General features: G+C 72.0%; 18 protein-coding genes and 1 tRNA gene. 7 read left to right on the top strand and 12 right to left on the bottom strand.

The window, feature by feature from the left end; all coding sequences use genetic code 11:
• Window positions 1–7: 7 nt before the first annotated feature.
• Entirely contained in the window at window positions 8–2,752 is a 2,745-nt protein-coding gene (gene aceE / locus CRP27_RS03775) for a pyruvate dehydrogenase (acetyl-transferring), homodimeric type (RefSeq protein ID WP_097179374.1), read from the bottom strand.
• Window positions 2,753–2,998: 246 nt separating this feature from the next.
• Here aceE and CRP27_RS03770 point away from each other — a divergent pair, with 246 nt between their 5' ends.
• Together CRP27_RS03770 and CRP27_RS03765 are read left to right on the top strand one after the other, a co-directional pair.
• A complete protein-coding gene (locus tag CRP27_RS03770; protein ID WP_097179373.1) occupies window positions 2,999–3,487 on the top strand; it encodes a peroxiredoxin in 489 nt (162 codons plus the stop codon).
• Window positions 3,488–3,539: 52 nt separating this feature from the next.
• Window positions 3,540–4,466, top strand: a complete 927-nt coding sequence (locus CRP27_RS03765; RefSeq protein ID WP_097179372.1) for an alpha/beta fold hydrolase — start codon at window positions 3,540–3,542, stop codon at window positions 4,464–4,466.
• Window positions 4,467–4,472: 6 nt separating this feature from the next.
• On the opposite strand, the gene CRP27_RS03760 is transcribed toward CRP27_RS03765, so the two are convergent.
• From CRP27_RS03760 to CRP27_RS03725, 8 genes are all read right to left on the bottom strand, one after another.
• Window positions 4,473–6,059, bottom strand: coding sequence for an alpha/beta fold hydrolase (locus CRP27_RS03760; RefSeq protein ID WP_097179371.1), 1,587 nt, complete (start codon window positions 6,057–6,059; stop codon window positions 4,473–4,475).
• The gene (locus tag CRP27_RS03755; protein WP_217990681.1) at window positions 6,056–7,030 is read right to left on the bottom strand and encodes an amino acid--[acyl-carrier-protein] ligase; all 975 of its coding nucleotides are present in this window, start codon (window positions 7,028–7,030) and stop codon (window positions 6,056–6,058) included. Before CRP27_RS03755 ends, CRP27_RS03760 begins: the two co-directional genes overlap by 4 nt.
• Window positions 7,027–8,253 carry an acyl-CoA dehydrogenase family protein gene (locus tag CRP27_RS03750; RefSeq protein ID WP_217990680.1) on the bottom strand — a complete coding sequence of 409 codons (1,227 nt, stop codon included), beginning with the start codon at window positions 8,251–8,253 and terminating at the stop codon, window positions 7,027–7,029. Before CRP27_RS03750 ends, CRP27_RS03755 begins: the two co-directional genes overlap by 4 nt.
• Entirely contained in the window at window positions 8,250–8,537 is a 288-nt protein-coding gene (locus tag CRP27_RS03745) for an acyl carrier protein (protein WP_097179370.1), read from the bottom strand. Before CRP27_RS03745 ends, CRP27_RS03750 begins: the two co-directional genes overlap by 4 nt.
• Before the next feature lie 722 nt (window positions 8,538–9,259).
• Window positions 9,260–9,637, bottom strand: a complete 378-nt coding sequence (locus CRP27_RS03740) for a holo-ACP synthase (RefSeq protein ID WP_097179369.1) — start codon at window positions 9,635–9,637, stop codon at window positions 9,260–9,262.
• A 31-nt stretch (window positions 9,638–9,668) separates the two neighbouring features.
• Window positions 9,669–10,229 (bottom strand): hypothetical protein, encoded by a 561-nt coding sequence (locus tag CRP27_RS03735; RefSeq protein WP_141399680.1) that lies wholly within the window; start codon window positions 10,227–10,229, stop codon window positions 9,669–9,671.
• Entirely contained in the window at window positions 10,226–11,206 is a 981-nt protein-coding gene (locus CRP27_RS03730) for an aldo/keto reductase (protein ID WP_097179367.1), read from the bottom strand. Before CRP27_RS03730 ends, CRP27_RS03735 begins: the two co-directional genes overlap by 4 nt.
• A 36-nt stretch (window positions 11,207–11,242) precedes the next feature.
• Window positions 11,243–11,770 (bottom strand): hypothetical protein, encoded by a 528-nt coding sequence (locus CRP27_RS03725; RefSeq protein WP_097179366.1) that lies wholly within the window; start codon window positions 11,768–11,770, stop codon window positions 11,243–11,245.
• Window positions 11,771–11,866: 96 nt separating this feature from the next.
• Between CRP27_RS03725 and CRP27_RS03720 the strand changes: the two genes are divergently transcribed.
• The 3 genes from CRP27_RS03720 (at window position 11,867) to CRP27_RS03710 (ending at window position 12,910) form a co-directional block, all read left to right on the top strand.
• Window positions 11,867–12,256 (top strand): tautomerase family protein, encoded by a 390-nt coding sequence (locus CRP27_RS03720; protein WP_097179365.1) that lies wholly within the window; start codon window positions 11,867–11,869, stop codon window positions 12,254–12,256.
• A gap of 4 nt (window positions 12,257–12,260) precedes the next feature.
• The gene (locus CRP27_RS03715) at window positions 12,261–12,752 is read left to right on the top strand and encodes an AAA family ATPase (RefSeq protein WP_097179364.1); all 492 of its coding nucleotides are present in this window, start codon (window positions 12,261–12,263) and stop codon (window positions 12,750–12,752) included.
• 85 nt (window positions 12,753–12,837) lie between these two features.
• Window positions 12,838–12,910 (top strand) — tRNA-Val (locus CRP27_RS03710).
• A gap of 81 nt (window positions 12,911–12,991) precedes the next feature.
• Here the strand turns inward: CRP27_RS03710 and hxlA are convergent.
• Together hxlA and hxlB are read right to left on the bottom strand one after the other, a co-directional pair.
• Window positions 12,992–13,615 carry a 3-hexulose-6-phosphate synthase gene (hxlA, locus tag CRP27_RS03705; RefSeq protein WP_097179363.1) on the bottom strand — a complete coding sequence of 208 codons (624 nt, stop codon included), beginning with the start codon at window positions 13,613–13,615 and terminating at the stop codon, window positions 12,992–12,994.
• Window positions 13,616–13,659: 44 nt separating this feature from the next.
• Entirely contained in the window at window positions 13,660–14,199 is a 540-nt protein-coding gene (hxlB, locus tag CRP27_RS03700) for a 6-phospho-3-hexuloisomerase (protein WP_097179635.1), read from the bottom strand.
• Window positions 14,200–14,321: 122 nt separating this feature from the next.
• On the opposite strand from hxlB, the gene CRP27_RS03695 reads away from it, so the two are divergent.
• Complete coding sequence (locus CRP27_RS03695; RefSeq protein ID WP_097179362.1) at window positions 14,322–15,149, top strand: LuxR C-terminal-related transcriptional regulator; 828 nt, start codon at window positions 14,322–14,324, stop codon at window positions 15,147–15,149.
• A 41-nt stretch (window positions 15,150–15,190) separates the two neighbouring features.
• Complete coding sequence (locus CRP27_RS03690; protein WP_097179361.1) at window positions 15,191–15,784, top strand: TetR/AcrR family transcriptional regulator; 594 nt, start codon at window positions 15,191–15,193, stop codon at window positions 15,782–15,784.
• Here the strand turns inward: CRP27_RS03690 and CRP27_RS03685 are convergent.
• On the bottom strand, window positions 15,744–16,184 hold the full coding sequence (locus CRP27_RS03685) for a VOC family protein (protein ID WP_097179360.1): 441 nt from the start codon (window positions 16,182–16,184) through the stop codon (window positions 15,744–15,746). The genes CRP27_RS03690 and CRP27_RS03685 overlap by 41 nt on opposite strands.
• Window positions 16,185–16,200 lie beyond the last annotated feature (16 nt).

Genomic DNA, 16,200 nt, shown 5'->3' with positions numbered 1-16,200 from the left:
CGGGCGATCAGCTCTCGCCGCCGGCGCTGCCCGTGGTGCCGGCGGTCACGTCGTGCAGGCGGTACTTGTCGATCGCCTGCTGGACGAGCGCGCCGTCGACCTTGCCCTGGCGGGCGAGCTGCTGCAGCGTCCGCACGACGACCGACGGGCCGTCGATGTGGAAGAAGCGGCGAGCGGCCGGACGGGTGTCCGAGAAGCCGAAGCCGTCGGCGCCGAGCGTGGCGTAGTCGGTCGGCACGAACGGGCGGATCTGCTCCTGGACCTGGTGCATGAAGTCGCTCACGGCGACGACCGGCCCCTCGGTCGCGAGCAGGCGCTCGGTCACGTACGGCGTACGCGGGGCCTCGTTCGGGTTGAGGAACGCGTGCTGCTCCGCGTCGAGACCGTCGCGGTACAGCTCACCCCAGCTCGTGACGCTCCAGACGTCGGCCGACACGCCCCAGTCCTCGGCGAGGAGCTGCTGCGCCTCGAGGATCCACGGCACGGCCACACCCGAGGCGAGCAGCTGGGCCTTGGGGCCGTCGTGCTCGCTCGGCTTGAGCAGGTACATGCCCTTGACGATGCCGTCCACGTCGACGCCCTCTGGCTCCGCCGGCTGGACGATCGGCTCGTTGTAGACCGTCAGGTAGTACATGACGTTCGGGTCGGCGTGCTTCGGCGAGCCGTCCTCGTTCGTGCCGTACATCCGGTCGAGGCCGGCCTGGACGATGTGGCCGATCTCGTAGCCGTACGCGGGGTCGTAGGACACCACGGCCGGGTTCGTCGTCGCGAGGAGCAGCGAGTGGCCGTCGGCGTGCTGCAGGCCCTCGCCCGTGAGCGTCGTGCGACCGGCGGTGGCGCCGATCATGAAGCCACGGGTCATCTGGTCACCGGCGGCCCAGATGGCGTCGCCGGTGCGCTGGAACCCGAACATCGAGTAGAAGACGTAGACCGGGATGAGCGGCTCGCCCTGCGTCGAGTACGAGGTGCCGACCGCGGTGAACGCCGCGAGGGCACCGGCCTCGTTGATGCCGACGTGGATGATCTGGCCCTGCGGGCTCTCCTTGTAGGCCAGGAGGAGCTCACGGTCGACCGACGTGTAGTGCTGGCCGTTCGGGTTGTAGATCTTCGCCGTCGGGAAGTACGCGTCCATGCCGAACGTGCGGGCCTCGTCCGGGATGATCGGGACCACGCGGTCGCCGAAGTCGGGGGAGCGCAGCAGGTCCTTCAGCAGACGGGCGAACGCCATGGTGGTGGCGATCTCCTGCTTGCCGGAGCCCTTCTTCACGACCTGGTACTTCGAGTCCTCGGGGAGGGTGATCGACGTGTACTTGGTGCGGCGCTCCGGCACGTAGCCACCGAGTTCACGGCGACGCTCGTGCATGTACTGGATCGCCTCGTCGTCGTTGCCCGGGTGGTAGTACGGCGGCGTGTAGGGGTTCTCCTCGAGCTGCGCGTCGGAGATCGGGATGCGCATCTCGTCGCGGAACTGCTTGAGGTTGTCGAGCGTGAGCTTCTTCATCTGGTGGGTCGCGTTGCGGCCCTCGAAGCTCGGACCGAGGCCGTAGCCCTTGACCGTCTTCGCGAGGATGACGGTCGGCTGGCCCTTGTGCTCGGTCGCGGCCTTGAACGCGGCGTAGACCTTGCGGTAGTCGTGGCCACCGCGCTTGAGGTTCCAGATCTGGTCGTCCGTGTACTCCGACACCAGCTCGAGCGCCTTCGGGTCGCGCCCGAAGAAGTTCTCGCGGACGTACGCGCCGTTCTCGGCCTTGTACGTCTGGTAGTCGCCGTCCGGCGTCTGGTTCATCAGGTTGAGGAGCGCGCCCTCGGTGTCGCGGGCGAGCAGGTCGTCCCACTCGCGGCCCCACACGACCTTGATGACGTTCCAGCCCGCACCGCGGAAGAACGCCTCGAGCTCCTGGATGATCTTGCCGTTGCCGCGGACCGGGCCGTCGAGACGCTGCAGGTTGCAGTTGATCACGAAGTTCAGGTTGTCGAGGCCGTCGTTCGCGGCGACCTGCAGCTGCCCGCGCGACTCGACCTCGTCCATCTCGCCGTCGCCGAGGAACGCCCAGACCTGCTGGTCGGAGGCGTCCTTGATCCCACGGTTGGAGAGGTACTTGGCCTGCTGCGCCTGGTAGATCGCGTTGATCGGGCCGATGCCCATCGACACGGTCGGGAACTGCCAGAAGTGCGGCATGAGGCGCGGGTGCGGGTACGACGACAGACCGCCGCCGGCGTGGGACTTCTCCTGGCGGAAGCCGTCGAGCTGGTCCTCGCCGAGACGCCCTTCCATGTAGGCGCGGGCGTACATGCCGGGGGAGGCGTGGCCCTGGAAGAAGACCTGGTCGCCACCGGACGCGTGGTCCTGCGCACGGAAGAAGTGGTTGTAGCCGACCTCGTACAGGGCGGCGCTCGACGCGTACGTCGAGATGTGGCCGCCCACGGCGATGCCCGGACGCTGCGCACGGTGCACGGTGATCGCGGCGTTCCACCGGATCCACCGGCGGTAGCGGCGCTCGAGCTCCTCGTCGCCCGGGAACTCGGGCTCGTTCTCCGGCGCGATGGTGTTCACGTAGTCCGTGGTCGGGACCATCGGCACACCGAGGTGCAGTTCCTTGGACCGCTTGAGCAGGCTCAGCATGATCTCGCGGCCACGCTGGTGGCCGTGGGTCTGCACCAGGCCGTCGAGGGACTCACGCCACTCGGCGGTCTCCTCCGGGTCCTGGTCGCTGCTGCCGTGGCTGTACGGGTCCTGGTCGTTCACCGTCACCCTTGACCTCGTTCGTTCTCGTGGTGGTGGACATAGGTGGTCCACCGATCGATCGGGTCGCGACCGGCGGTGGGAACCGCAGTCCACTCTAGGCCCCACCGCCGACGAGTCACCTGACGGAGCGCAACGTGACCGGTGCTTGCATTCACGACGTGTCGGCGTACGATTGCCGATCGTGCACACGCGACCCGTGCGTGCGCGAGGACACCGGGCACACCCCACGCCCGAGGAAGAAGCAACGCACTGATGGCACTGGAGATCGGCTCACTCGCGCCGGACTTCGAACTCCCGAACCAGTTCGGTGAGCACGTCCGCCTCAGCGACTTCCGCGGTTCCCGCCCGGTCGCCCTCGTCTTCTTCCCGCTCGCGTTCTCGTCCACGTGCACGAACGAGCTCTGCGCCCTGCAGGACAACATCGCGATGTTCCAGGACCAGCGCGTCGAGCTGATCGGCATCTCGGTCGACTCGAAGGCGACGCTGCGGTCGTTCGCCGAGTCGAACGGCTACGACTTCGAACTGCTCGCGGACTTCTGGCCGCACGGAGCCGTCTCCAAGGAGTACGGTGTGTTCCTCGAGAAGAAGGGCTTCGCGACGCGCGCGACCTTCGTCATCGACGTGCAGGGCCGGATCAAGGCCTCGATCATCTCCGAGCCCGGCGTCGCCCGGGACGTCACGGAGTACAAGGCGGCCCTCGACCGGCTCGCCGCCTGCGCGGCACCAGTCCCCGTCGGCTAGCGTTCCGAATCCCTCCGGCAGACGCTGACGCGTCGGACGGACTGGAGGCACGGTGCACGCCATCGACACGGGGTCGCGCGAGCGCGTGGTCGCCGTCGACCCCTACGCGCCCTTCCCGGTGTCCGCGGACCCCGGTGGGTGGTCCCTCACCCGGACGGTCGTGCCGACCGCCGTCGGTCCGGTCGTCGTCCACCACCGGGCGGGCCCCGATCCGCTGCTGATGCTGCACGGCGTCGCGGGCTCGTGGTCGACGTGGACGCCGTTGCTGCAGGCCGCCGGGGGCGTACGGGAGCGCGGGCTCGTGCTCGTGGACCTGCCCGGATGGGGATCGTCGCCGGCACCCGCTGCTCCGCTCGACATCGACGACGCGGTCGACGTGTTGACCGAGGTACTCGACACGGTCGGGGTCGACACGGTCGACGTCGTCGGGCACTCGATGGGGGCGTTCGTCGCGATGCACCTCGCCGTGCGCGTCCCCGGACGGGTCCGCTCGGTCGCGCTCGTCTCCGGCACGACGGTCGCCACGGCCGCAGCGGCTCGGCACCCCTGGCGCGGTGTCGTGCGGCTGCCCGCGTTCACCCTGCTCCGTGCCGGGCTCGCCGTGACGCGGGAGGCGGCGCGGCCGGTGCTCCGCGGACTCGCGCGGGTGGGGCTGCTCCCGCTCCTCGCGGCGCCGGTGTTCACCCACGTGCTGCGCCTCGACCGGAGTGTCCTCGACGCCTTCGTCGACGAGCTCCGCCCGGACGCGTTCCTCGGTGCCGCACGGTCGGCCGCCGGCTACGACCTCGACCGCTGGCGCGGAGTCGCCTGCCCGGTCACGGCCGTCGCCGGGCGGGACGACGTGTTCGCCCGGGTCTCGGACCTCGACGCGCTCGGCGCGCTCCTGCCGCAGGTGCGCACCGTCCTGCTCGACGACTGCGGTCACTTCGCGCACGTCGAGCACCCCGACGCCGTCGCCCGGGTGCTCGGCCTCGCCTGACCCCGGTCAGGCGTGCACGGGGAACGCCGCGGCCACGCGGGAGCGCACCTCGGCGAGGGCGACCTCGCGCATCACGGGGGAGAACATGGCGTGGTCACCGTCCGCGACCCGGACCACCTGCAGGCGGCCGGACCGTCCCTCGCCGGACCAGCGGCGCTCGGCGCGGCGGCCGCCGAGGCGGTCGAACAGCTCGGCGTCCTCCGGCGCGGCGATGACGACGACGTCGGTGCCGTGCTCGACGAGCGGCCGGACGTGCCCGACCACCCCGCCGTGGCTCCCGCGTCGGGCAACGCGCTCGCGCACCGGTTCGGGGACGAGCGCGTTCCACCAGCCGCGGACCCGCAGGCGGAGCGGCGAGGGACGGGCGACCACGCGGAGCGCCTCCGCGTACGTGCCGGGCTGTGCGGTGTTCCGGCGGTAGTCGTTCGGGCTGATCTCCACGACGAGCCGTGGCGGGTCCTCCGTGTCCCGGCCGGCGAGCCAGGCGCCGGCGCACATCCCGACGAGCACGAGCTGCTCGGCCGGCGCCGCCAGCGCGTCGAGGACGGCGGACTGGTCGTCGAGCCACTCCTGCGTGTAGAACAACGCGCGCTCGTCCGCGGCCACCGCCGAGCTCTCGCCGGTGCCACGCCGGTCGACCCGGACGACGCGGGCGCCGTCGCGCGCGAGACCCCGGGCGAGGGCGACCTGGAAGTCCGCGACGCCGACCCGGTGTTCGGCGCCGCCGTTGTGCAGCACCACCACGGGCGCGTGCTCGGACTGGCCGGAGCCGACCGTCTCGATCGCGAACAGGTCGTCCGGGCCGAAGCGCACGATCCGCTCGGACACACGCGCGTCGACGTCGAGGACCTCGTGCAGGAGCGGCGGCGCGACGGGCCGCGCACCGGGCGGGGCCCAGGCGTCGACCCACGCGACGACCGTGTCGACCGCGGACCCGGGGATCACCGCGACGAGGCTCGAGCCGTCGAGGAGCTCGGCGCTCCCGGTCACCTCGGTGGTCTCGACCGCGCCGAGCCCGCGCGGCGCACGACTGCCGGGGCGCACCAGTGCCACCGTGGAACCCTGCCGCGGGGCGAACGTCAGGGCTGCGAGTTCGTCGGCCTCGGCGGGGTCCACGTCGATGCCGATCAGGCTCTCGACGCCGTCGACCACCCGGTCCGGGCCGATCGTCATGGCCGCGAGGGCACGCTGCCCGCGCAGCCACGCACGGCCGGACGCCGGGGCGTCCCAGACCACCAGGCCGTCGCCGTCCGCCGCTGCTGCGGCGGCGACGAGCGCTGCCGACGCGAGCCCGACGAACGTCACGTGCTCGACGCCGGCCGACCGCAGCAGCGCTGCGGCGTGCTCAGCCGACCTGACCTGCGCGTCCGGACGCGTGTCGGGCGCGGCGTCTCCACGTCCGGACGGGTCGTAGCGTACCGAGGCCACGCCACGCGCCTCCAGGCCGTCCGCCAGCAGGCGCAGCGTGCGGTACGCGATGATGCCCTCCTGCCCGAGTGGCGGGCAGATCACGACTCCCGCGCGCGCCGCGGGCGGCAGCTGCACCGCCACGCGGAGCGCGGGCGACCCCGACCAGCCGTGGTGTGTGCTCACAGCGCGAGGGCCGTGCGGACCTCCGTCGGCCACGAGTCGGGGTCCGTGCCGTGGGCGGCGAACAGGGCGATCGTGATGCGCTCCAGACCGAAGGCGAGGCAGGCGCTGTGCGCGACCTCGCCGTCCGCCGTCCGGATGCCGAACGACGTGCCGAAGTGGTCCTCGTGCAGGTTCGCCGAGCTGATCGCCGTGGGCTCGTGGTCGGGGCCGTACACCGGGGTCACGAACTCGAACTTGAGGGACTGCTCGACCTGGTTGCGCGCGAGCATCTGCCCGACCCGACCGAAGAAGGGATCGTTCGCGGGGACGACGTCGATCTCGAGCCCGAACGACTCGAGCAGCGCGCGCATGACCGGGATCCGACCGTCGCGGTGCTCTTTGGCGGACGCCGGCGTGCCGATGTGCACGAACTCGTGCATGTGGAAGGCCTGCAGGCGCATCGGGTCGACCGACGGCTCGCGGCGGAAGGAGTCGCCGACGATGTCGAAGGACCGACCCGCCTGCGGCACGGTGTCGCCGACCAGGCCGTAGACCGGGTGGCACACGGCCGGGGTGAGCATCAGGTCGGCCGGCTGGAGGAACGACTCCCAGCGTTCGCCGCGCTCCCGGGCCGCCAGCAGGGCTCTGTGGGTGCGGTCGTCGCCGGTGAACCCGGAGATCGACGCGGCGAGGTCCGGGAAGGACGCGATGTAGTCGGTGCGTTCGAACGCGGCGAGGGGCTCGACCGGCGGGAAGCGGAGGACCTCGGCGTCGAGGTCCTCCTGGCTCCGCACCGCGGCGGCGTCGACGGCCGTGTACACGCGCTCGAAGACGCCGGTCCGCCCGTACAGACCGGGGGAGCCGAGGTCGATGAGCACGCCGTCGGCGAGCAGCCGGGCGCGGAGGGCGGCCCGTGCGGCGTCGAGGGCGGCGGCGGAGTCGGCGACGGCGGTGTCGGCGACGGTGGTCGTGGGGTGTTCGGTGATGGTCACAGGATTGCTCCGGTCATGAGTGCCAGTCCGGCGTCGTTCTGGAGGAGACGGTCGTTGCTCACCATGACGGCGGCCCCGTGGGCGTCTCGGAGGTGCCGGGCCACGCTGAGCGGTCCGGTGGCGGCGAAGCCGGCGATGCCGACGATCCGCATCGCCTTGCTGACGAGGTCGGTGACCCGTTCCGAGGCACCGATCTTGAGTGCGTTGGCCGCGAGGGCGTAGCTGCTCGACTCGAGCACCGCGCCGTCGTCGGCGACGGCGTCGAACCGGGCCGCAGCGTGACGGACCGTGTCCGCGAGCGCCTGCAGGTCGACGAGGAGCTCGGCGAGCCGGAGCGCGCCGGGCGGTGTCTGACCGACCGCGGCACGGGCTTGCTTCCGGACAGCCCGACGCGCGCGGTCGGCGGCGTCGGCCGCGATGCCGAGCCACACCGACGCCCACAGCACGTGCGAGACCGGCAGGACCGTGCGTGCCGAGATCGTGGCGTAGTCGTCCCGGAGCACGCGGTCCTCGTGGGTCTCGGCGTCGAGCGTCCAGCCGTTGCTGCACGTGCCGCGGAGCCCGAGGGTGTCCCACGTCGAGGTCTGCGTCAGCGTGGTCTCCGACGGCAGGCAGATCACGAGCCGCTGGTCGGAGGCCGCGGCGTCGAGGCTCCGTCGTGCGGTGACGAACACGGCGTCGGCCTCGGTCGCGTAGGAGATCACGGGCGCGTCCTTGCGGAGCCGGATCCGTCCCGCCGCGTCGGGCTCGATCGCGCAGGTGCTCCGTCGGGCGTCGCCGCCGATGCCGCGCTCGGTGGTGGACGAGGCGACGAGCGCTCCGGCCCGCACCGCCTCGATCATCGTGGTGACACCGCACGAGACACCGCCGTGCCGCCACAGCGCCATCACCTGGCCCTGGTGCATCGCGAAGACCATCGCCGTGGCTGCGCAGGACCGCCCGAGCTCGGTCGCGATGACGGACAGCTCGGCGAGGGTCGCGCCCTCACCCCCGAGCTCCGTCGGCACCGCGGCGGCGAGGAGCCCGTGCTCCTTCATGGCGGCGATCGCCTCGCGCGGGGGTCGGGCGTCGCGGTCGACCTCGTCCGCGAAGCGTGCGGCGATGTCCGCCACGAGCGCGGTGCGGGCTGCGAACCGGTCCGGGACCGTCGTGGTCGTGGTCGTGGTCGCGCTCGTCGGTGTCGGTGGTGCGTCCGTGGGTCGTTCGAGGACCGGGACGATCACGAGGCCAGCTCCGCGGCGGCCGCGATCGACTCCACGGTCGCGAAGGTCGAGCGGTTCAGCACGGCGTCGGGGAACTCCACGTCGAGTTCGTTCTCCACCGCGAGCATCACGTTCACGGTCGCGTGCGAGGTCAGCCCGAGCGCGTAGAGGTCGGCGATCGACGCCACGTCCATGGCGTCGACGGTGAGGCGCCCGTGGTCGGCGAGTGCGCGCCGGACGGCCTGTTCGGTCGTCGGGTCGGCGAGTGCGACGGGGGTCGCGGAGGTGGTCGGGTCCTGGTCCATGTCCGCAACCATAGGGAGGACGGCGGCCCGGAAAACCGCTGTGCGGGTGCGCGAAACCGCACGGCCGTCCGCGGGGCTGTGCGGGCGTACAGGCGGGGTGCGGCGGGGGTGTCGCGTTGCGTCGCGTCTCGTCGCGTCTCGTCTCGGTGAGGCGAGACGCCGCCCGCTCGGCGAGACGCCGCCGGTGCACCGAGACGCCGCCGGTTCCGGCGGTGTCTCGCGACGGCCGCGGTGTCTGGCTGACCACGCGGCGCGTCACGTGCCCGAGACGCCGCTCGTGACGGACTGGAGGCGCGGGTCGGCCCCGCCCCGTGCCTCCAGTCCGCCCCTGCGCAGCTCGAGGCGTCTCGTCTCGTCGAGACGAGACGCCGCCCGCTCGGCCAGACGCCGTCGGTCCGGCGAGACGCCGCCCGCTCGGCGGGACGCCGCCGGTTCCGGCGGTGTCTCGCGACTGTCGCGGTGTCTGGCTGACGGCGCGGCGTGTCACGTGCTCGAGACGCCGGCGGTGACGGTCTGGAGGCGCGGGGCGGCCCCGCACCGTGCCTCCAGTCCGCTCCGGCGCAGCTCGAGACGAGACGACCTGCTCCGACCCAAACGCCGCCGCAGCGGCGAAGCGCCGCCGGATCCAGCGGTGTCTCGCGGCGCGAGCGGCGTCTCGTGAGCGCGCGGGTGTCTCGTCGAGACGAGACGCCGCGCCGACGCAGTCGCCGACGGCGGCGGCGTCAGGACGCGGTGAGGGCGACCGCGGTCGCGAGGGCGAGCCCGCGCTCGTGGGAGAGCGAGATCGCGATGGTGTCGCAGCCGATCCGGCTGGCGAGCTCGGCGGCTCTTCCGGACAGCTCGACCACGGGCGCTCCGGCGGCGTCGTGCACGATCGCGACGTCGGTCAGTGGGACGGCATCGGTGGTCGCGGGGCGGAGGAGCTTCAGTACTGCTTCCTTCCCGGCGAACCGGGCAGCGAGACGCTCGGGGTCGTCTCCGGCGTCGGCACGCTCGCGGGCGGTGAACACCCGGGACAGGTAGCGCTCACCGTGTGCCGTGATGCCGGCGATGACGTCCTCCACGGCGGCGAGGTCGGTACCGGTCCGGATGGTGGTCACGGCAGCAGGCTACGCGACGGTGCCGCACGCCTCAGCGGTACTGCGGCGGCCAGTCGAAGGGTGCGGGCAGGTGCGGGACCTCACCGATCGTGGTGACGTCGAGCACGATCTCACGTCGGTTGGTGAGTTCGATCGACCGCGGGTCGCCGATGTACCGGCGGCCGTCGACCCACACCGTGAGTTCACCGCGGAGGCCACCGACCCTCCACGCGGTGAGCGGCACGCCCCACTCGTCGAAGAACTGTCCGAGCGTGAACGTCTGCCGGGTCGGCGACTCGACGTGCACGATGCCCGAGGTGTCGTGCGTGTGGAGCTGTGCCGCGAACCGTTCCCGGTCCGAGTGCCCGACGTTCGCGGGCACCGTGACCCGCTCGTCGCCGTCGAGGATCGTCAGGTGGGTGTGGACGTGCTCGGCGAGCCGCTCACCCCAGACGTTCCGGAGCCCCGCTGCGTCGGCACGCTCGGAGAGGTCGGTCGGAGCCGGCCACGGAGGAGCTGAGCTGGTCGTGCCGACAGCCGGGTTCGTTCCGCCGACGACCAGCGCCAGGACGGTGAGCACCGTCAGCGCCAGCCCGAGGACGGTGGACTTCACCACTTGTCGTGCACGCTCGCGCGGAACCACTCGTCGTAGAGCTCGCGGACGGTCTCGTCGAGGCCCGGGACCTCGGGCAGGTCACCGGCTCCGGCGTTCGAACGAGCCTGGTCGGGATTGCGGGCACCGGGGATCGCTGCGGTCACGCCGTCCTGGGCGATGATCCACGCCAGTGCGGCCTGCGGCACCGACACACCCTCGGGCAGGGCTGCCGCGAAGGCCTGGGCAGCGCGGACGCCGTCCTCGAAGTCGACGCCGCTGAACGTCTCGCCCTGGTCGAACGCCTCGCCGTGCCGGTTGTAGTTGCGGTGGTCACCCTCGGCGAACGAGGTCTCCGCCGTGTACTTGCCGGAGAGCAGCCCCGAGGCCAACGGGACGCGCGCGAGGATGCCGACCCGTGCCTCCAGGGCGGCCGGCAGCACGCGGTCCAGCGGCTTGAGACGGAACGCGTTGAGGATGATCTGGACCGTCGCGACGCCCGGGCGAGCGATCGCGGCGACGGCCTGGTCGGCGGTCTCGACGCTGACGCCGTAGGCGGCGACCGAGCCGTCGGCGACCAGCGCGTCGAGCGCGTCGTAGACCGCGTCGTCCTCGACGACCGCGGTCGGTGGGCAGTGCAGCTGCACGAGGTCGAGGGTGTCCTGGCCGAGGTTGCGGCGGGAGCGGTCGACCCACTCGCGGAAGTTCTCGGCCACGTAGTTCGCGGGGACCTGCTCCGCTCGCCGACCCATCTTCGTCGTGATCGTCAGCGGGACGTCGGGGTTCGCCGTCCGCCAGGCACCGATCAGTTGCTCGCTGCGGCCGTCCCCGTACACGTCGGCCGTGTCGAAGAGGGTCACGCCGGACTCGACGGACGCGTCCATCACGGCGTTCGCGTCGGCGTCGGAGACGGGACCCCAGTCTCCTCCGAACTGCCAGGTGCCGAGGCCGACGACGGACACGGGGCGGCCGGTACGGCCGAGGGTGCGACTCTGCATGACGGTGAGCGTAGTCACCCGGCGCTCGGACGACGGTCAGTTCGTCGTGGCGACGCCGTTCCGGAGCAGGGCCTTCGCGGCGCGGGCGCGGGGGATGACCCAGGCGGCGCTCCAGAGACCGAGACCGACCCACAGCGCGATGAGCATCGTGGTGATCAGGGGGCCGTGCTGATCGCGCATCGACCACGTCATCGCGATCCACAGTGTGCTGAGGACGATCTTCCCCCAGCCGGCGGCCTCGCGTTCGGCCTGCGCCTGGACGAGCGGGATCCACTCGGTCGCCGGGACGCCGGCCGGCACTTGTCCGTCCACGATCCAGTTCCGGACGACGACCGAGCGGGCGTACCCGCCCTCGGCACGCCACTCGCGGAACTGCAGGACCACGGCGATCGCGATGCCCGCGAGCGCTGCGGGGACGGCGATCGAGACCACGACGGCGGTGCTCGAGCCGGTCCACGACGAGATGACGAGGGTGGCGAGGACGACGGCGAACGCGGCGCCCGTGACACCGGCACCGAGCAGCCGCAGCCGACCGGCTTCGTCGAGGGGTCCGACTCCGTTCACGAGGGTGACGGTACCCGGTGACGGCGCGGATCCGCTGGTACTCCTGCATGCCGGGGCGCCCACACCGCGCCGCGCCCTGCCCGCTAGGGTCTCGGCATGGCGCAGGTGATCGTGTACGGGCGGCGGACTTCCATCGATGCGCGGCGGCAGCAGCTGTCCGACGCGATCCACGGCGCGGTCGTGGCAGCCCTCGACTACCCGGCGGAGAAGCGGTTCCACCGGTTCGTCGGGCTCGACGCGGCCGACTTCGTGCACCCCGAGGACCGCGGCGACGACTACACGATCATCGAGGTGTCGGTGTTCGAGGGTCGGTCCGCCGAGGCGAAGCGGGAACTCATCCGACAGCTCTTCGACCGGATCGCGGCCGAGGTGGGCATCGCGCCGCACAGCGTCGAGATCACGATCACCGAGACCCCGAAGGTGAACTGGGGCATCCGCGGGGTGAACGCCGAGGACCTCGCGCTGGGGTACCGGGTGGACGTGTGACCCCGTGCTGATCGTGATCCGTGGGAACTCGGGCTCCGGCAAGTCGACCGTCGCGGCCGCGCTGCAGCGTGCGCTGGGCTGGCCCACGGCCGTCCTCGGGCAGGACCACTCCCGGCGGATCGTCTACAAGGAACGCCAGGACGCCGGCGTCGCGGACGGGATGGCGCACGCGGCCCTCCTCGAGGCGGCGGCGCTGCACTGTCTCGGCGCGGGGCACCACGTCGTGCTCGAGGGCATCCTCCGCGCGGACCGGTACGCGGCGGTGATCGAGCGGATCGCGGGCGCCGCCGACGACGCACGGTTCTCCGCCTTCGACCTGACGTTCGACGAGACCGTGGTCCGGCACGGCGGCCGCCCGCAGGCCGCGGAGTTCACCCCCGAGCAGATGCGGGAGTGGTACCGCGGCTGGGACCCGCTGCCCTTCGTCACGGAGCGACCCCTGCGGCCGGACGAGGACCTCGACGCGATCGTGGAGCGGGTCCTCCGGGACCGGTGACCGACATGCAGCGTGCGGTGGCGTGCTCCCGCGCCCGTTCGAGGACTCCGAGGTGTGGTGGCCCCTCGTCTAGGATCGAGGGGAAGGGCCTTTAGCTCAGCTGGTAGAGCGCCACGTTTACACCGTGGATGTCGTCGGTTCGATCCCGGCAGGGCCCACCGGAGTGCGCAGACGACGGACGGGAGGCACGGTGTCAGCTGGCACCGTGCCTCCCGTCCGTCACTTGCGCGTTCCGTGCGTCACTTGATGGCGGCGCGGATCTCCGCGGCCGCGGCCGCGACGTCGTCGGCGCTGTAGATCGCGCTGCCGGCGACGGCGACCCGTGCACCGGCGTCCTGGACGGACGCGACGGAACCGGCGTTCACGCCACCGGCGACCGAGAACGGCACGCCTGCGGACTCCCCGTCGCGCAGCAGGGTCTCGAAGGTGAAGCCCGGCTCGGCCTGCTCGTCGAGACCGGCGTGCATCTCGACGAAGGTCGCGCCGAGGGCGACGACCTGCTTGGCGCGGGCCGGCTTGTCGGCGACACCGATCAGGTCGACGACGATGCCCTTGCCGTGCTTCTCGGCGGCCCGCACGGCGCCCACGATGGTGCTGTCACCCGCGGTGCCGAGAACGGTCACGAGGTCGGCGCCCGCCTGGAACGCGATGTCGGCCTCGAGCTCGCCGGCGTCCATCGTCTTGAGGTCGGCGAAGACGATCTTGTCCGGGTGCGCCTCCTTGATCGCGGTGATCGCGGAGAGGCCCTCGCTCTTGATGAGCGGGGTGCCGAGCTCGAGGATGTCGACGTGCGGTGCTGCTGCTGCGGCGAGCTCCAGCGCGGCTTCGGTGGTCAGGGTGTCCATGGCGAACTGCAACTGCATGATGTGCTTCTTTCCTGTCGTGCGGGTGGGGGTCGTGGCCGGGGTCACTCGAGGTTCGCGTGCCGGGGCCACAGGTGGTCGGCGCTCTGACCGCTGCGCTGCCAGAGCGTGTGGAACAGCGCGTCGCCGAGGAGCGCGACACCCTGTTCGAAGAGGGAGCCGGCGTACTGCGCGGAGGCGACGCCGGACCGGTCGGTCTTCGTCGCGGCTGGGAGCAGGACCGTCATCCGGGCGGTGCGGGAGAGCGGCGCGTCGTCCGTGGTGGAGATCGCGGCCACGGTCGCTCCGGCTGCGGACGCGGTCTCGGCCGCGCGGACGATGCCGCTCGTCGTGCCGGACCCGCTCGCGGTGAGGAGCAGGTCACCACTGCCGATCGCGGGCGTGGTCACCTCGCCAACGACGTGGGTCGTGATCCCGAGGTGCATGAGCCGCATCGCCGTCATGCGGAGCGCGATGCCGGACCGGCCGGCGCCGTGCACGAAGACCCGGTCGGCCGTCGTCACGAGGTCGGCGAGGTCGTCGAGCTGGCCGCCGGCGGTCTCGACGAGTCGGTCCAGGAGACCGGTGACCTCGTCGGCGACCATGCGGAGTGCGTTCTGCTGCATGACCTCGAGCCTGGCTCGTCCCCGACGTCGTCGCAGCTACCCGGTGAGCGGGCGTTCCCATCCGCCCGGGTAGGGGAGTGGGACGAGGGTAGTATCGCGCCATGGTCGACCCCGCACCGCTCGCCGAACCCGCCACCCGTGCGCTCGTCGTGCAGCACGCGCGGCTGGTCGCCGAACGGGCCGATCAGCACGCCTTGACGCTGGAGTCGCTGCTCGCGGTCCTGCGGTCGACGCGCGTCGACGACCGCGCCGCACGCGTCGAGGCCGCCGAGATCGCGTCGGCGGCACTGGTCGACCTCCGGACGAGCAACGACGAGGAGCGGAACGCCCTGGTCGAACCGGTGTCCCGTGCGTTCCTCCGGCTGCGGAACGACCTGCGACCACTCGTGCGCTTCGGATCGATCGACATCCAGTTCGTCGAGCCGCCCGCGACCGGGCGAGCGCTGCCCGGTGAGGTCGCCCACGCCGCCCGTGCCATCGTGCGCACCGCGGTGCTCGCCCACGTCGACCGGGGGACCGCCGAGCGGGTCCGCGTGCAGTGGGACTGCGACGGGCGCAACCTGCTCGTCGAGATCCGCGACGACGGCGACGGGTCGCTCGACGTCCACGACGACACGGTGCGTCCGATCGCCGAGCGGGTGTCCGCCCTCGACGGGGACTTCCGGGTGGAGTCGACGGACGGGTGGGGCTCCACGATCTCGATCGTGATGCCGTTGGACCCGCCGGCCCTCGGCGACCGCATCGAGGACGCCGAGGCACTGACGCCCCGTGAGCGCGACGTGCTCCGGCTCGTCGTGGCCGGAGCACCGAACGCCGACGTCGCCGCCCAGCTCGGCATCACGGTGAACACCGCCAAGTACCACGTCGCGAACCTGCTGCGGAAGTACGGCGCGCGGTCGCGAGCGGAGCTCTCCGCGCTCGCCCGCTGAGCCACGGCCTCGTCCCGCCCGGCTGCCGATACCGTGGACCCATGGCCCGCTTCACGCCCCCTGCCGCCGACGCGATGCGCGCGCGACTCCTGCTCGCCGCCCGCGACGAGTTCGCCGCCGCCGGTCTCGTCGGCACCCGCCTGGAACGCATCACCGCAGCGGCGGAGAGCAACAAGGCGCAGGTCTTCCACTACTTCGGCAGCAAGGAGGGCCTGTTCGACGCGCTGATCGCCCAGACGGTCGCGGAGACCTCGGACGAGGTCCCGATCGACACCGACGACCTGCCCGGGTACGCCGCACGGCTGCACGACTCGTACGTGCGGCGTCCGTGGGCGCAGCGGCTGCTCACGTGGCACCGGCTCGAACGCGGTGACGCCGCGCCGCTCGAAGCGCTGATCGGTGCCGACACCGAGGCGGTCGCCGCGGTCGAGCACGCCCAGCGCGCCGGTGTCCTGCCCCGTTCCTACCGCCCGGCGGTCCTGCTCGGGCTGGTCGTGCACCTCGCCGCGTTCTGGAGCGCGACGACGCCCGAGTTCGACACCCTCGTCGCTGCGGTCACTCCCGCGCGCCGTCGGCAGATCGTCGTGGACGCGGTCACGGCCCTCGTCGCAGGTCCTGGGCCAGCATCACGATGATCCCGCTCGGCCCGCGCAGGTAGCTCAGCCGGTAGACGTCCTGGTAGTCCGCCACCCCGCGCAACGGGACGCACCCGTGCCGTGCGGCGATCGCGAGCGCGGCGTCGATGTCGTCGACCTGGAAGGCCACCCGGTGCATGCCGATCTCGTTCGGCAGCGTCGGCTCGGTCTCGATCGCGTCGGGGTGGATGTACTCGAACAGCTCGAGCCGCCCGTGCCCGTCGGGCGTCTGCAGCATCGCGATCCGGGCGTGTTTGCCGTCGAGTCCGACGGCCGTGTCCGCCCACTCGCCGCTGACGGTGTCCTGTCCGACGACCGTGAGTCCGAGGTCCGTGAAGAACGCGACGGTCTCGTCGAGGTCGCGGACGGCGATGCCGACGTTCTCCAGCGTGATGGCCATGGCCAGCAGGCGAGCG

It is taken from the genome of Curtobacterium sp. 314Chir4.1, assembly GCF_900215175.1.
GTDB lineage: Bacteria > Actinomycetota > Actinomycetes > Actinomycetales > Microbacteriaceae > Curtobacterium > Curtobacterium pusillum_A.
Note: the sequence above shows the minus strand (reverse complement) of the source record. Positions and strands in the feature narration are given on the sequence as shown.

Bases quoted from the DNA above. Each gene is read 5' to 3' on its own strand.
- CRP27_RS03685 (WP_097179360.1), bottom strand. From the start codon at position 16,184: ATGGCCATCACGCTGGAGAACGTCGGCATCGCCGTCCGCGACCTCGAC.
- CRP27_RS03745 (WP_097179370.1), bottom strand. From the start codon at position 8,537: ATGGACCAGGACCCGACCACCTCCGCGACCCCCGTCGCACTCGCCGAC.
- hxlB (WP_097179635.1), bottom strand. From the start codon at position 14,199: ATGGTCGCCGACGAGGTCACCGGTCTCCTGGACCGACTCGTCGAGACC.
- CRP27_RS03720 (WP_097179365.1), top strand. From the start codon at position 11,867: ATGGCGCAGGTGATCGTGTACGGGCGGCGGACTTCCATCGATGCGCGG.
- CRP27_RS03730 (WP_097179367.1), bottom strand. From the start codon at position 11,206: ATGCAGAGTCGCACCCTCGGCCGTACCGGCCGCCCCGTGTCCGTCGTC.
- CRP27_RS03695 (WP_097179362.1), top strand. From the start codon at position 14,322: ATGGTCGACCCCGCACCGCTCGCCGAACCCGCCACCCGTGCGCTCGTC.
- CRP27_RS03770 (WP_097179373.1), top strand. From the start codon at position 2,999: ATGGCACTGGAGATCGGCTCACTCGCGCCGGACTTCGAACTCCCGAAC.
- hxlA (WP_097179363.1), bottom strand. From the start codon at position 13,615: ATGCAGTTGCAGTTCGCCATGGACACCCTGACCACCGAAGCCGCGCTG.
- CRP27_RS03690 (WP_097179361.1), top strand. From the start codon at position 15,191: ATGGCCCGCTTCACGCCCCCTGCCGCCGACGCGATGCGCGCGCGACTC.